Raw genomic sequence first — 13,221 nt, 5'->3', positions numbered from 1 at the left:
GCAAGAAGCAGGCTCCCGGCGCCGCGAACCTGCATCTCGCTGACCTCTGCGCGCGAGCTGCCACTGCTCCCGCTGCCCCACTTGCCCCACCACCCGCTGCACCCCCTGATGCCGCTGATCGCCGCGCATCCGGGCTGCGACGCGCCCGCCCGAAACGCGACGGTGCGAGAATGCCTGCATGACGGATGGCACCCTCGGCACCCCGCTCACCCCCGCTTCGACGCGCGCGCTCCTGCTCGGCGCGGGCGAGCTCGGGAAGGAGGTCGCGCTCGAGCTGCAGCGCCTCGGCGTCGAGGTCATCGCCGTCGACCGCTACGCGAACGCCCCGGCGATGCAGCTCGCGCACCGCAGTCACGTGGTGGACATGCTCGACCCGGTGGCCCTGCGCGCCGTGCTGGCGCAGGAGCAACCCGACATCGTGATCCCCGAGGTGGAGGCGATCGCGACGCAGGTGCTCGCCGAGATCGAAGCGGAGGGACGCACCCGAGTCGTGCCGACCGCCAGGGCGACGCAGCTCACGATGGACCGTGAGGGCATCCGCCGACTTGCCGCCGAGGAGCTCGGCCTTTCGACCTCCCCGTACCGATTCGCGGACACGTTCTCCGAGTTCGCGGCGGCCATCGAGGCGGTGGGCCTGCCCTGCGTGGTGAAGCCGGTCATGTCCTCGTCGGGGAAGGGCCAGTCGGTGATCCGCGAGCCGGACGACATCCAGGCCTCGTGGGACTACGCGCAGGAGGGTGGGCGCACGGGCCGCGGCCGCGTCATCGTCGAGGGCTTCGTGCCGTTCGATTCGGAGATCACGCTGCTGACCGTGCGCCACGTCGGCGGCACCGTCTTCTGCGAGCCGGTCGGGCACACGCAGGTCGACGGTGACTACCGCGAGTCGTGGCAGCCGGCGGCGCTCCCCGCGGCGGCCCTGGAGAAGGCGAAGGTCGTCGCAAAGACGGTGACGGATGCGCTCGGCGGCTTCGGACTGTTCGGTGTGGAGCTGTTCATCGTCGGCGACGACGTGCTCTTCTCCGAGGTGTCGCCGCGCCCCCACGACACGGGCCTCGTCACGCTCGTGTCGCAGGATGTGTCGGAGTTCGCGCTGCACGCCCGAGCCGTCCTCGGCCTGCCGGTGTCGGAGCCGCTGCGGATCGGGGCGGGTTCCGGGGAGTCGGCTGCCGCATCGTGCGCGGTGCTCGCCGAGGGCACCGGGGTGCCGACGATCTCTGGCGTGGATGCGGCGCTCGCGGTCCCGACGTCGCAGCTGCGCCTCTTCGGGAAGCCGAACGTCGCGGGCAAGCGCCGAGTGGCGGTCGCTCTCGCACGCGGCGCCGACGTCGACCAGGCCCGAGAGCGGGCTCGGGAAGCCGCGGCGGCACTGAGGATCACGCTGAGCTGAGCGTCCAGCTCAGCGCCGGCGACTCCAAATCGAGTGCGTGACCGTGCGACGACTGCGTTTAGCGGATGCGCCGGCCGCCGCGACTCAGCAGCGACGCCTGCACCGCGAGCGCCGCAGCGATGATCACGAGCTGCACGCCACCCCAGAGCACGTAGCCGGTGGGGATGCCGACGAGTGACGTCCAGGCCGTCGAGCAGCTGCCGAGCTGCACGCCGAAGCCGATGAGCGAACCGAGGGTGAAGCTGCCGTCGAGCTCGGTGCCCGAGCACACGCCCCACCCCTCGTGCGGCACGAGCAGGACGGTCGTCACGACGAGCAAGACGACGCTCGCACCGATCACGGCGACCGCTTGACGAGTGCCTTTTCGCTCTGCCAGATTCTGCATCCGCTCACTCTGGCAGATCCGGGCCCAGGCCTGCGTGCGCCCGCGCACGCGCGCTCCGAGCTGACTAGCCGTCGAGCCCCAGCTCGCGCACGCACTCGCGCAGGAACGCTGCCCCGGCGTCGTCGTGGATGAGGTCGCCGAACGTCACGACGTCGTAGTCCTTCTCGAGGATCCCGTCAGCGGGCCGGACGTCGACGTGCGCCGTGTCGTAGCCCGTCGCGTGCAGCTCGTCGGCCATCTTGTAGTCGCTGCGGGAGTCGCCGACCGAACGCCAGCGCTTGGGCAGCGCACCGGCCGCCGCGAACTCGGCGAGCGCCCGTCTTGCACCGTGGTCCTTGTCGAGGTTCACGGACTCGATGTCGGTGGAGATGATCGTCGGGTCGATGCGGAACGGAACCAGGCCCTGCGCATCCGGCGCCTCGCGGTCGCCGTGGCGCATGCCGACGCCCTGCTGCACGGCGAGCTCGAACGCGGCGTCGTCGAAGGCCTTCTGCCGCTCGAGGTACGCCGCGGAGCTGACATCGGTGCGCTGCTCGACAGAGATCATCGCCTTCTTCGTCTCGTCGAAGAAGAGGACATCGCTGAACTCGCCCTCGCCGAGCTCGCGGATCGCGGCGATGTACGCGGAAGGCGGCACGACCGACTCGTCGATCTGTAGCTCGCTCATCCCTTCGGGTGAAATCGCCGACCACGTTCCACCCTTCTCGTAGACCCCGAACATGCGGGCTCCCGGTTGACGCAGCGCGTCGGCGAGGCCGTTCTCGAAGAGGGGCTCGATGACGCGTTCGCGGATGAACTCCTCGGAGCGTCCCGTGATGAACGCGATGGGCACCCCCGCCGCGGCGAGGGTGACGAGGTCGTCGAGGATGCTCTGGATCGCGATCGTGCGGGTCACGGGGCTCGCGATGGGGCCGTCTACGTCGAGGAGCAGGCCGAGGTCATGGGGTGAAGTGGTCACGCCTCATTGTGGCAGGGGGTCCGGGTTCGGGTCCAGGACGCGGGCGGGCGATGTCGTTGGCTCCTGCTACGTTGTGCGCTGGGGCGGCCATGGCAAAGGTGACCCTTATCTCGGAGAACTCGTCGCGATTCGACGGCGTGGACAGAATGGGGATCGGCGTGCGCGTGTGGAAGTCATGGATCTGGCCCGGCATCAAGATCGCGCTCGTGGCTGTGATCGCCGTCGCACTCGTCAAGATCGCGTTCTTCAGCTCGGCACCCGAGGAGTCGGCGGCGCTGCCCACGGGTCAGGTCGTCGAACCCGTCATCAGTCCCGTGCTCGGCACGATCACGAACGACGTCACGTTGACGGCGAACGTGCAGGAGTCGCCGGCCGTCGACGCGAAGGTGCCCATGATGGGCACGATCGACACGGTGTACGTGACGCAGGGCGCGCGAGTCGAGGCGGGCGATGTGATCGCCGCCATCCGCAACGAGAAGACCCCAACGGCAGCGGCACCGTCGTCGCCGGAGGCGAGCGGTGAGCCGCAGGCGGCTCCCGCGGCCGAGCCCGAGTACGAGTGGAACGAGATCGTCGCTCCGACTGCCGGCACCATCACGAAGCTCAACCTCATCGAGCAGCAGCAGGTGACGGTGGGCGAGGCGCCCGTCTCGATCACCCCGGCGAGCTTCATCGTGAAGGGCACCATCCCACCGGCCCAGCTGTACCGTCTGGCGACGACGCCAGCGGATGCGCAGGTCACGATCACGGCGGGCCCAGCGCCCTTCACCTGCACCGAGCTCCGCATCGCGTCTGGCGCCGCGGCGAAGAGCAGCAGCGCCGCGGAGGACCCGAGTGGCGCATCCGGTGCTGCCGAGACGACCGACACGACGACGGTCACGTGCAAGGTCCCCGCCGAGGTCACGGTGTTCCCCGGCCTGGAGGCGAACGTCGTGCTGCACGGCGGTGTCGCCGAGAACGTGCTCACCCTGCCGATCACGGCGGTGAAGGGGCAGGCGGAGACCGGGGTCGTCTTCGTGCAGGGCGCTGACGGGGCCGTCGAGGAGCGGCCCGTGAAGCTCGGCCTCACCGACGGCACGCTCGTGCAGATCACTGAAGGCGTCTCCGAGACCGACATCGTGCTCGAGTTCGTGCCCGGCGCCGACCAGGCGAGCCCGGAAGAGTGTTACATGGACCCGATGAGCGGCGCAGAGATCTGCGGGATGCTGGGCGGCTGACGTGGCGTTCATCGAGCTCCGCGAAATCTCGAAGTCGGTGCGGGCCGCCGACGACAGCGAGCTGCACATCCTGCGCGGCGTGAACCTGCAGATCGAGGAGGGCGAGCACCTCTCGATCGTCGGGCGGTCCGGGTCGGGCAAGTCGACGCTGCTCAACATCCTGGGCCTGCTGGACGCGCCGACGAGCGGGGAGCTCCTCTTCGACGGCAAGCGCACCGCCGCACTGAGCCTGCGGGCGCGCGACCGGATGCGGGGTGCCCAGATCGGCTTCGTGTTCCAGCAGTTCAACCTGCTCGAGGGGCGCACGGCGACGGAGAACGTGGCCATGCCGCTCCTCTACGCCCGCGACCGCTCCTTCTGGCGGCGTGACGCCCTCGCCAGGGAAGCGCTCACCGATGTGGGACTCGACCATCGCCTCGACTCGCTTCCGACTCGGCTGTCCGGCGGCGAGCAGCAGCGCGTCGCGATCGCGCGCGCCATCGTCCGGCGCCCGCGGGTGATCCTCGCCGACGAGCCGACCGGTGCACTCGACGTCGAAACCGGTGCCCGCGTCATGACGTTGCTCGCCGAGATCTCGAAGGAGACCGGGGCCGCGCTCGTCACGATCACGCACGATGAGAGCGTCGCGGCCAGGGCCGACCGGATGCTGCGGCTCGACGCTGGCCTGCTCGCACCCTCGCAACCGGCCGTCGTGCCCGCGGAAGGAGCACCCGCATGAGCTGGTTCACGCAGATCGCCGGTGCCTTCATCGAAGCCTGGGACGAGCTGCGAGTGCACCGCGTTCGGGTGACGCTCGCGCTGGTCGGCATCGGCATCGCCGTGTTCGCGATCGTCGCGGTCACGGGGCTCGGGTCGATCACACGGCAGTCGTCGATCGAGATCTCCGAACGATCCAGCGGGCGCCCCGCGAGCTACCAGCTGATGGTGAGCAGTGCGGCGACCGACGACAAGGTCGCTATCTACGAGGCGGCCTACAAGGCTGCGATCGAGCGGTACGGCATCACCTACCAGTCGACGTCGGGCTCCGCCATGACGCGTATCCAGTTCGTCGACGGTGTCGCGGACGTCGAGTCCACGATCGTCGATCCGGCGTTCGGCGAGATGCATCGCGTGAAGCTCATCGAGGGGTCGTGGCTGACGGCCGACGACGCTGACCGCTTGGCTCCCGCGGTCGTCATCAACGAGACCATGTGGAACCGGCTGGGCAACCCGTCTGTGGCCGAGCATCCGACGCTGCAGGTCTCAGGGGCTGCGCCGACGACGGCTGTGGTCGTCGGCGTCTCCGCCAACATCTACCCGGACTACCCAGAGCAGATGTACGTGCTGAGCGACGCCCAGCATCTCCTCGGGGCCAGCACGGGCGGCGGCATGATGGGCGGGATGATGATGGGCGGCGTCTACGCCCCGCCGTCGATGGGCGGTGACGAGGGGTCCACCGCCACGTTCCCGACCTACGAGCTGTGGCTGCCGCTCGAGAACCACGAGGAGCTGTCGAGCCAGATCGTGCGCGACCTGAAGGCGGCCCTCGGAGAGGGAGGCGCGGTCGACGCGCAGCGCACCGACTACCTGGCCTGGGGTGAGGACCCGTTCCTTGCCGTGCAGATCCTCGTGACCGCGGTCGGCGGCATCGTGCTGCTCGTCGGCACGATCGGCTTCGTGAACCTGTCGATCGTGACGGTGAAGCAGCGGGTGCGGGAGATCGGCATCCGGCGGTCGTTCGGCGCCACCGGTGGCCGCGTGTTCTTCTCGATCCTGCTGGAGAGCGTCGTGGGCACGCTGCTCGCAGGGATCGTGGGCATCGGGTGCGCAATCGTGACGTTGCAGAACCCGCTGGTGCAGGGGGCGATCACGGGCGGGCTTGGACTCACCGATTCGGTGCCGTTCCCGGTGGATGCGGCGGTGCTCGGCATCGTCGTGAGCGTTGGCGTCGGCCTGCTCGCGGGGTTCATCCCGGCGGTCATCGCGACGCGCAGCAACGTGATCGACACGATCCGGTCGTAGGGCGCCGGCGTCGGGCTCTTGCCGCAGTCCTAGTCCTAGCTCTGGCCTGGTGCCGGGCTTGCGGGTGAGAGTGCTGGCAGTCGTTAGACCGGCTGCGCGTCGTCCGCCACGACGGCGGGCGTCCCGAAGCGGAGCGCCGCGACGACGGCCCAGATGAGGAGGAGCGGCAGCGCGACGTAGGCAGCGGTCATGAGCGGTGCGCTCAGGGTGAGGAAGCCGGCGGCTGAGGCGAGGAGCGCGAGGATGGTCGCTCCGCTGACGAGCGTCGCCCAGACGGGGCGGCGGGTCTGGCCGAGCAGGACGACCAGCACGAGCGCGGCGAGGGCGAGCATCTTGATGCCGTCGACGACCTGGATGGTGGCCCAGACCTGCCCGGAGTCGAGGCCGAGCAGCGCGGCGGAGCCGTCGGAGGCGAGCCCGAAGGTGAGGAGCGCTTCGCCGGCGAGCTGGATGAGTGAGAGCACGAGGGTCGCGAGGCCCGCTGCTCGCGTGGCCCTCCGCATCCGCTGACTGCCGAGCAGCGTGGACATGCCGTAGAGGGCGACGGCTGCGAGGCCGTGCACGAGGGCGGCGTTGACGAGCACGCTCGGCGAGGTTGCGTAGGCCTCAGCGACGGCGGCGGAGCTGTCGGCCGGGGTGATATCTGGGGCGCCGACGAGCAACCCGCTGATCCAGGCGGACACGTAGACGCCGCACCACACCCAGAGCGTTCGCTGGATCTCGAGCGTCGGGGCCGTCGCCGGTGTTGTCATGCGGCAACGCTAACCGGAGCGAACGTACGGAGGCTGTGTTCGGTGCCGCGGCGGGCAGGCTCTTACCGCTGCTCGTTGCGAACGGTGCAGTGCGCTGTGCGGTGAGCCGCGGTGCGGTGTGGAGAGAACAGTGCGGTGAGCCGCGCAGGAAGTGACACGCCGATCACAGAATGTCGGTGGTTCGGGAGACGATGCAGGCATGCAGAACGAACCGATCGACGACGAGGCTCCGCGGGTCGCGGCGCCTGGTCGCGCGGCTCGGCTTCGTGAGATGCGCCGGCGCCTCGCGGCCGGGCTCGGTGTCGAGCAGGGCGTCGTCGACGACGCCTGCCAGCGCGCCGAAGATCGCACGCTTGGCGCGCGCCGAGCGTTGCTTGTCCTCGCCCTTGCCGACAACCAGAGGCACCTGAATCGGCTCCACGGCGAGCAGGCCGAGCTGCACGCTCGTGCGCTCGAGCTGGGGCTCCGCGGCGACGAGCTCGCCGGCACCTCGAGTCCCGCCCTGGAGGTTCGGTCGCTCGCGTCCGAGATCGCGGCGGTTTCGGGCAGGTCGCAGCGGTCGGTGCAGATCGAATTCGGTCGAGCGGATGCGATCGCCAATCGTTTCGAGCCCGTTCAGGAGGCGATGAAGACTGGGGCCATCAGCCGCGCGCATGCGCTGGTGATCGTCGACGCGGGTCTGCGCATCACGCATCCCGACCCTGCTGAGCTCGAGCGTCGCCGAGAGCACTATGCGCGCGTGGTGCTCGAGAAGGCCGTCTCGACGACCCCCGGTCGAATCAAGTCCTTCGCGGAACGGGTCGCCGAGGAGTTGACGGAGGAGTCGCTCGACGAGCGCTTCGAGAGAGCCCGCCGTACCCGACGGGTGATGCTCTCGCAGCTCGAGGACGGCCTCGGCGAACTGTCGGTCGTCGACTCCTACGCGAAGCTCGTGGCGATCTTCGACCGAACAACCAGGCAGGCGCTCGTCATCAGCGACGCCGAGCGGCGGGCCGCGAGGGAAAGAGCCGACGCGCACCCGAGCGGCACCGCCGATGCCGACGGTCAAGCTGAGGCGCAAGTTCACGGAGACGCCGACGGCCCCGCCAACGGCCAAGCCGATGGTTGCGACAACAAGCCACCCGGCGCGCCGGACGCCAGGAGCAGGTGCGAGGATCCGCTTCCCGAGCCCCGCTCGCTGGACGAGGTGCGCGCGGATGTACTCTCCGGCAGCTTCCTTCGCGCGACGCCGGAGGAGTTGAGGGGCAGGGCTCCGATCAAGGCGAAGATCTCGATCGTCATTCCGGCTGAGACGCTCCTCGCACCCACCGGGTACAGAGTCGGGAGAGACGACGCAGCCAGCACGGACGGCGCAGTCGGCACGGTCGGCACAGTCGGCACAGTCGGCACCGATGGCACAGCCGGCGCAGATGGCACAGCCGGCACCGATGGCACAGCCGGCGCAGCCCGGACAGGCAACCCAGTCAGCCCCGACCGCGGAGACCGCGGCGACCGCGGCGAAGCTGCACCTCGGGGGCGCCCCGGTCCTGCCCTTCTGAACGGCTACACCCCCGTTCCGACTGCGGAGGTACGGCGCCTCATCGACGCGGCGCCCGAGTTCGAGCGCATCTTCACCGATCCCCTCAAGGGCACGCTGGTCGAGGTCGATTCGTACCGTCCGACAAGCGCGATGCGCCGCAGACTCGCAGCCCGCGATGGTCGCTGCCGTTTCTTGGGATGCATGATGCCGGCAAGCCGCTGCGACATCGACCACACGAAGGCCTGGGAGGAGGGCGGCCCGACGAGTCTCGCGAATCTCGGCCATCTCTGTGGAGGCCACCACACGGGCAAGCACCACGGCGACTGGGAAGTACGACAGCTGCCCGATGGCGTCTACGAGTGGCGATCTCCCAGCGGACTCATCTTCCGCGACGCCCCAGTGCAGTTCGGCCGGCTCACCGCACTTCCGCTCCCTGAACCCGGCGTGGAGTCGAGCGCCACCCCACCAAGCGCCACCCCACCAAGCACCACGCTGCCGAGCATTACCCCGGCCAGCGCTACCCCAACCAGCACCGACTCACCAGGCAATGCCCCACCCAGCGGTCCCCCTCCGGCCTCTGGCCCACGCAGCACCGCCCCACCGATCGAAGCCGCGCCGAACATCACCCCTCCGAGCGCTCCCCTGCCCGGCACCGACACCGACACACCGAGTACCGACCGCGGTGGCCAGATCGCCCTCCCGTCGACCGCTCCCGGCCTCAGTGACTCACACAGCTCTGGCCGTGCTGACGACACCGCCGATGCTCAGCGCGCTGGCGGCGGCGGTGGCGGCGACCTTGAGAACGTTGGTGGCGGCGACGACTTTGAGGACGAGGGCGACGCAACGCAAGTGGGCGACGTCAACGACGTTCGCGACCCCATCCGCCCTCGCCACCAGCACAACCCAGGGGAACACGAGTGCGATTGCGAGCACGAAGACAAAGACAAGGACAAGGACAGGGACAGGGACAGGGACAGGGATGAGGACAACAGGCGCTCGCGGTTTCCGAAGCTTGGGTTCCTCGAGGAGTTCAGGAGGGAGCGCGCGGCGAAGAAGGCGGCCATCGAGTCGGGGTCGTCGCGTCGGGGCCAACCTGAATTTCGTCCAACCCGGCAACGGGGCGACGAGGGAGGTGGCGACCAGCTGCGCGCCGAGAGCTCTCGGGGAGAACGTTCGGACTCGTCTGACGATCCGGCGCCCTTCTGAGCCCGGCTGGCTCTCCTGAGCCCCGACGTTCCCTCTTGACCGAGCCAGGCGCCCGCCCCATCTGTTGTCCCTGAGCGCCCCTCGGATTCCCACCTGGCTCGCATGGAGGAGCTTCGGAGCTCGTCGTACATTGAGGGAGAAACGAGCGCGATGTCACCCGCGGCGTCTCCGGCGTCCGCGAAATCGAGCAGGCTGACGACGGTGACCAAGGAGACGGCTCAGTCAACTCACTGAGCTCAGTCGCCTCACTGGGCCGAGCCAACTCAACGGGTTCAGCGAGCCCAGTTCGACCACGCATGCGATCAAAGGGGACGCCATGGCCGGTCAGATCATCATCGACCTCTTCACGACGCTGGATGGGGTGCAGCAGGCGCCGGGCGGACCGGAGGAGGATCCGGAGGGCGGGTTCAGGTTCGGGGGTTGGCAGGCGCCGCTCATGGACGAGGCGGAGGGTGAGCAGGTCGAAAGTGGTGTGAAGACCATGGATGCGTTGCTACTGGGCCGCAGGACGTACGACATCTTCGCGGCGTACTGGCCGCAGTACGCGGACGGCCCGTCCGATGGCATCGCCGCGGTCTTCAACAGGATCCCGAAGTACGTGGCGTCCCGCGGCACCCCCGACTTGCGCTGGGCGGCATCGCATCGTGTGGGCGCTGACCTTGCGGCGGAGGTGTCCACCCTCCGGGAACGCCACAGCAGCATCCACGTGATCGGGAGCGTCGACTTCGCTCGAACGCTGGTGCGGGAGGGGTTCTTCGACGTGCTGAACCTGTGGGTGTATCCGGTGGTCCTGGGCGCAGGGAAGCGACTCTTCCCGGACGACGGACCACCGCTCGGGCTGACTCTCCTCGAACCGCCCGTCGCGTCGGAGCGCGGATGCGTGCTGCTCAAGTACGGCCCAGGCGGCCTCGTCGAGACAGCCGACATGGACGAGGCATTGCGCGAGCGCTGACACCCACGCTCACCACCCACGCCCACTGAACCGAGTCCGCTCCGAGACCCACGGTCCCGTTCACGCCCATACCCGTGCCCATGCCCGGAGCAAGAGAAGGAACAGGCACAGGAACCAAGAGCACTCCCGCGATCGCTCTCCCGACAGCCGCCTCACGCAACGCCGCGACCCCGCAACGCCGACGTTCCCAACGTCAGCGTGCGGGGTAGCAACCCGGTGCGGTGCGTGAACCCGTCCCGCTAGTGCGCGGGGTGCTTGCGCTCCAGCGCGGCGCCTTCGACATCGACGTTGGGCATGATCTTGTCGAGCCACTTCGGCAGCCACCAGGCTGACTTCCCAAGGAGGTGCATGAGCGACGGCATGATGAGCATGCGCACGATGAACGCGTCGAGGAGCACACCGAACGCGAGCCCGAACCCGATCGACCGGATCATGGTCGACTCGGCGAACACGAACCCGCCGAACACGGACACCATGATGAGCGCCGCGGCGACCACGACGGCTCGGCCGGCTCGGAAGCCCTGCACGACAGCGACCCGTGCCTCAGCCCCGTGCACGTACGCCTCACGCATCCCGGAGGCGAGGAACAGCTGGTAGTCCATGGCGAGCCCGAAAAGGATGCCGACGAGGATGACCGGCAGGAAGCTCAGGATCGGCCCTGTCGCGTGCAGCCCGATGAGGTCAGCGAACCAGCCCCACTGGAAGACCGCGACCACGGCCCCGTACGTCGCGAACAGCGAGAGGATGAACCCGCCCGTCGCGATGAGTGGCACGAGGATCGACCGGAAGACGAGGATCATGATGAGCAGAGACAGGCCCACGACGAGCGCGATGTAGAGGGGCAGCACCGAGTTGAGTCCCTCGGAGATGTCGATGTTGATGGCCGCCTGCCCGGCGACGCCGAGCGTGATGCCGTCTTCGATCTCGGGCAGCGCGCGAAGCTCGCCGACGAGCTGCTCGGTGGAGACGCTGTTCGGCCCCTCCGCCGGGATCACCTGGAACGCTGTGAGGCTCTTGTTGTCCGAGACGCCGATCGGGGCGACCGCGGTAACGTCGTCGAGTGAGGCGAGCTTCTCGCCGACGAGCACCTGCTTGTCGAGCACACCCGCATCGTCGAGTCCCTCGGGAAGCGTGGCCGTGACGAGCAGCGGACCAGTCGCGCCGGCCCCGAACTGCTCCTCGGTGATGGTGAACGCCTGGTACGACGCCGACTCCTCAGGCTCCGACGAACCGTCGGGCAGGCCGACCCGCATCGACAGTGCGGGAATCGCGACCGTCAGCAGCACCGCAACACCGGCGAGCACCGTAACGATGGCCCGCCACGTCGGCATGGCCTTCAGCGGCGGGGCGTGAGCGGCCCGCACCTGACCCGTCACAACGCCGACACCGCCGGTCGCTGCCCCTTCCGGGCCAGTGCCGTGCAGCTTGCGGATGTGCGCCCGCCTGCGCTTGTTCAGCACCCGCATACCGAGCTTCCCCAGCAGCGCGGGCGTGAGGGTGACGGCGATGAGCACTGCGATCAGGACGCACACTGCGCCGGCCGTGCCCATGAGGCCGAGGAAGGGGATGCCCGTCACGTTCAAGGCGAGCAGGGCCACGATGACCGTCGCCCCGGCGAACACGACCGCGTTGCCGGCGGTGCCGTTCGCGAGTCCGATCGACTCGCGCACGTCCATGCCCTGCATGAGCTGCTTGCGGTGCCGGTTCACGATGAACAGCGAGTAGTCGATGCCGACCGCGAGCCCCAGCATGATGCCGAGGACAGGGGTGACCGACGCCATCTGCACCACGCCGGAGAACGCGAGCACGCTGACGACGCCGATCGCGACGCCCACGAGCGCCGTCACGATCGGGAGGGATGCGGCGAGTGCCGACCCCAGCAGCACGAGCAGCACGATGGCCGCGAACACGAGGCCGATCGCCTCGCCGATGCCGAAGATCTGCGGGACGCTCTGCGCGATATCCGTCGAGAAGGCCACGTTCACCCCGTCGACGGGGTGCGCTTCGAAGTACTCGATGACGCCCTGCTTGGCGTCCTCGCTCAACTCGAGGCGAGGCTCCGTGAACGAGACGTTCACGATCGCCGTCGAACCATCCTCCGAGACGAGGCTGATGCCATCCGAGAGATCGACGAGCTTCGCGCCGTTCTCCAGCTGCTGCAGCTGCGTGTCGATCTCAGCCTGTGACGCATCCAGAGTGGCCTGCTGATCGGCGATCGCCTGCACCTGCGTGTCGAGCTGCGCCTGCTGCGCCTCGAGCGCCTCGAGCTGCGCGGCCGGGTTCCCGGCCGCCTCGAGCTGCTGCTTCGCCGCATCCAGCTGCGCCTGCGCCGCGTCGAGCTGGGCCTTGCCGCCGTCGAGCTGCGCCTGGCCCGCGTCGAGCTGCGCCTGCCCGTCGGCGATCTGCGTGCGGCCACTCTCGACCTGCGCCGCCTGACCCTCCAGCTCGGCCGTCGCCGAGAACGGGTCGATGACATCCGCCACATCGGTGAGGTCGCCACGGTCGGCGATCACGGAGCTGATGTCAGCCCGCTGCGCCTCCGTCAGCGCCGACCCGTCCTCCGTGGAGTACACGACGGTGCCGGATGCGCCCGCGAACGCCGGCAGCTGCTCCTCGAGTTCCGAGATGACCTCACCCGAGGCCGTGCCCGGCACGTCGAAGCTCGACGAGAGCCCCTTGAAGCCGATGAGGAACCCGCCGACAGCGAGCCCCAGAATCACCAGCCACGCCCCCACGACAACCCACACTCGGCGGGTCGCGAAGGTCCCCAAGCGGTACAGCAGTTCGGCCATCAGCATCCTCTCGACGCGCAGGATCATGCGCGCACGCTCGTTGCGGCGCCCG

The 13,221-nt window shown here is 69.0% G+C and carries 10 protein-coding genes; 6 read left to right on the top strand and 4 right to left on the bottom strand.

The genetic code is table 11. From position 1 onward, the window contains the following. Window positions 1-178 precede the first annotated feature (178 nt). Window positions 179-1,387, top strand: a complete 1,209-nt coding sequence (gene purT, locus GV007_RS18765) for a formate-dependent phosphoribosylglycinamide formyltransferase (RefSeq protein ID WP_104331954.1) — start codon at window positions 179-181, stop codon at window positions 1,385-1,387. A 58-nt stretch (window positions 1,388-1,445) separates the two neighbouring features. On the opposite strand, the gene GV007_RS18760 is transcribed toward purT, so the two are convergent. Continuing rightward, on the bottom strand, window positions 1,446-1,772 hold the full coding sequence (locus GV007_RS18760) for a hypothetical protein (protein ID WP_160075360.1): 327 nt from the start codon (window positions 1,770-1,772) through the stop codon (window positions 1,446-1,448). 64 nt (window positions 1,773-1,836) lie between these two features. Then, the gene (locus GV007_RS18755; protein WP_160075357.1) at window positions 1,837-2,730 is read right to left on the bottom strand and encodes a hypothetical protein; all 894 of its coding nucleotides are present in this window, start codon (window positions 2,728-2,730) and stop codon (window positions 1,837-1,839) included. A gap of 89 nt (window positions 2,731-2,819) precedes the next feature. Here GV007_RS18755 and GV007_RS18750 point away from each other — a divergent pair, with 89 nt between their 5' ends. Genes GV007_RS18750 through GV007_RS18740 form a run of 3 tightly spaced genes read left to right on the top strand, consistent with a single transcriptional unit; the run spans window position 2,820 to window position 5,948 of the window. Then, window positions 2,820-3,947, top strand: coding sequence for an efflux RND transporter periplasmic adaptor subunit (locus tag GV007_RS18750; RefSeq protein ID WP_160075354.1), 1,128 nt, complete (start codon window positions 2,820-2,822; stop codon window positions 3,945-3,947). A 1-nt stretch (window position 3,948) separates the two neighbouring features. Next, complete coding sequence (locus GV007_RS18745) at window positions 3,949-4,665, top strand: ABC transporter ATP-binding protein (RefSeq protein ID WP_160075351.1); 717 nt, start codon at window positions 3,949-3,951, stop codon at window positions 4,663-4,665. Further along, window positions 4,662-5,948, top strand: a complete 1,287-nt coding sequence (locus tag GV007_RS18740; protein ID WP_160075349.1) for an ABC transporter permease — start codon at window positions 4,662-4,664, stop codon at window positions 5,946-5,948. Before GV007_RS18745 ends, GV007_RS18740 begins: the two co-directional genes overlap by 4 nt. Window positions 5,949-6,031: 83 nt before the next feature. Here GV007_RS18740 and GV007_RS18735 read toward each other — a convergent pair whose 3' ends face one another. Beyond that, complete coding sequence (locus GV007_RS18735; RefSeq protein ID WP_160075346.1) at window positions 6,032-6,700, bottom strand: hypothetical protein; 669 nt, start codon at window positions 6,698-6,700, stop codon at window positions 6,032-6,034. 199 nt (window positions 6,701-6,899) lie between these two features. Here GV007_RS18735 and GV007_RS18730 point away from each other — a divergent pair, with 199 nt between their 5' ends. Together GV007_RS18730 and GV007_RS18725 are read left to right on the top strand one after the other, a co-directional pair. Further along, complete coding sequence (locus tag GV007_RS18730) at window positions 6,900-9,425, top strand: HNH endonuclease (protein ID WP_160075344.1); 2,526 nt, start codon at window positions 6,900-6,902, stop codon at window positions 9,423-9,425. Window positions 9,426-9,741: 316 nt separating this feature from the next. Then, the gene (locus tag GV007_RS18725; protein ID WP_160075342.1) at window positions 9,742-10,377 is read left to right on the top strand and encodes a dihydrofolate reductase family protein; all 636 of its coding nucleotides are present in this window, start codon (window positions 9,742-9,744) and stop codon (window positions 10,375-10,377) included. 239 nt (window positions 10,378-10,616) lie between these two features. On the opposite strand, the gene GV007_RS18720 is transcribed toward GV007_RS18725, so the two are convergent. Then, window positions 10,617-13,169 carry an MMPL family transporter gene (locus GV007_RS18720; RefSeq protein WP_160075340.1) on the bottom strand — a complete coding sequence of 851 codons (2,553 nt, stop codon included), beginning with the start codon at window positions 13,167-13,169 and terminating at the stop codon, window positions 10,617-10,619. Window positions 13,170-13,221 lie beyond the last annotated feature (52 nt).

This window comes from Pseudoclavibacter sp. 8L (assembly GCF_902506465.1).
GTDB lineage: Bacteria > Actinomycetota > Actinomycetes > Actinomycetales > Microbacteriaceae > Pseudoclavibacter.
The sequence above is the reverse complement of the archived record's forward strand: the minus strand, read 5'-3'. Positions and strand labels throughout refer to the sequence as shown.

Bases quoted from the DNA above. Each gene is read 5' to 3' on its own strand.
- GV007_RS18720 (WP_160075340.1), bottom strand. From the start codon at position 13,169: ATGGCCGAACTGCTGTACCGCTTGGGGACCTTCGCGACCCGCCGAGTG.
- GV007_RS18760 (WP_160075360.1), bottom strand. From the start codon at position 1,772: ATGCAGAATCTGGCAGAGCGAAAAGGCACTCGTCAAGCGGTCGCCGTG.
- GV007_RS18730 (WP_160075344.1), top strand. From the start codon at position 6,900: ATGCAGAACGAACCGATCGACGACGAGGCTCCGCGGGTCGCGGCGCCT.
- GV007_RS18750 (WP_160075354.1), top strand. From the start codon at position 2,820: ATGGCAAAGGTGACCCTTATCTCGGAGAACTCGTCGCGATTCGACGGC.
- GV007_RS18740 (WP_160075349.1), top strand. From the start codon at position 4,662: ATGAGCTGGTTCACGCAGATCGCCGGTGCCTTCATCGAAGCCTGGGAC.
- GV007_RS18735 (WP_160075346.1), bottom strand. From the start codon at position 6,700: ATGACAACACCGGCGACGGCCCCGACGCTCGAGATCCAGCGAACGCTC.
- purT (WP_104331954.1), top strand. From the start codon at position 179: ATGACGGATGGCACCCTCGGCACCCCGCTCACCCCCGCTTCGACGCGC.
- GV007_RS18725 (WP_160075342.1), top strand. From the start codon at position 9,742: ATGGCCGGTCAGATCATCATCGACCTCTTCACGACGCTGGATGGGGTG.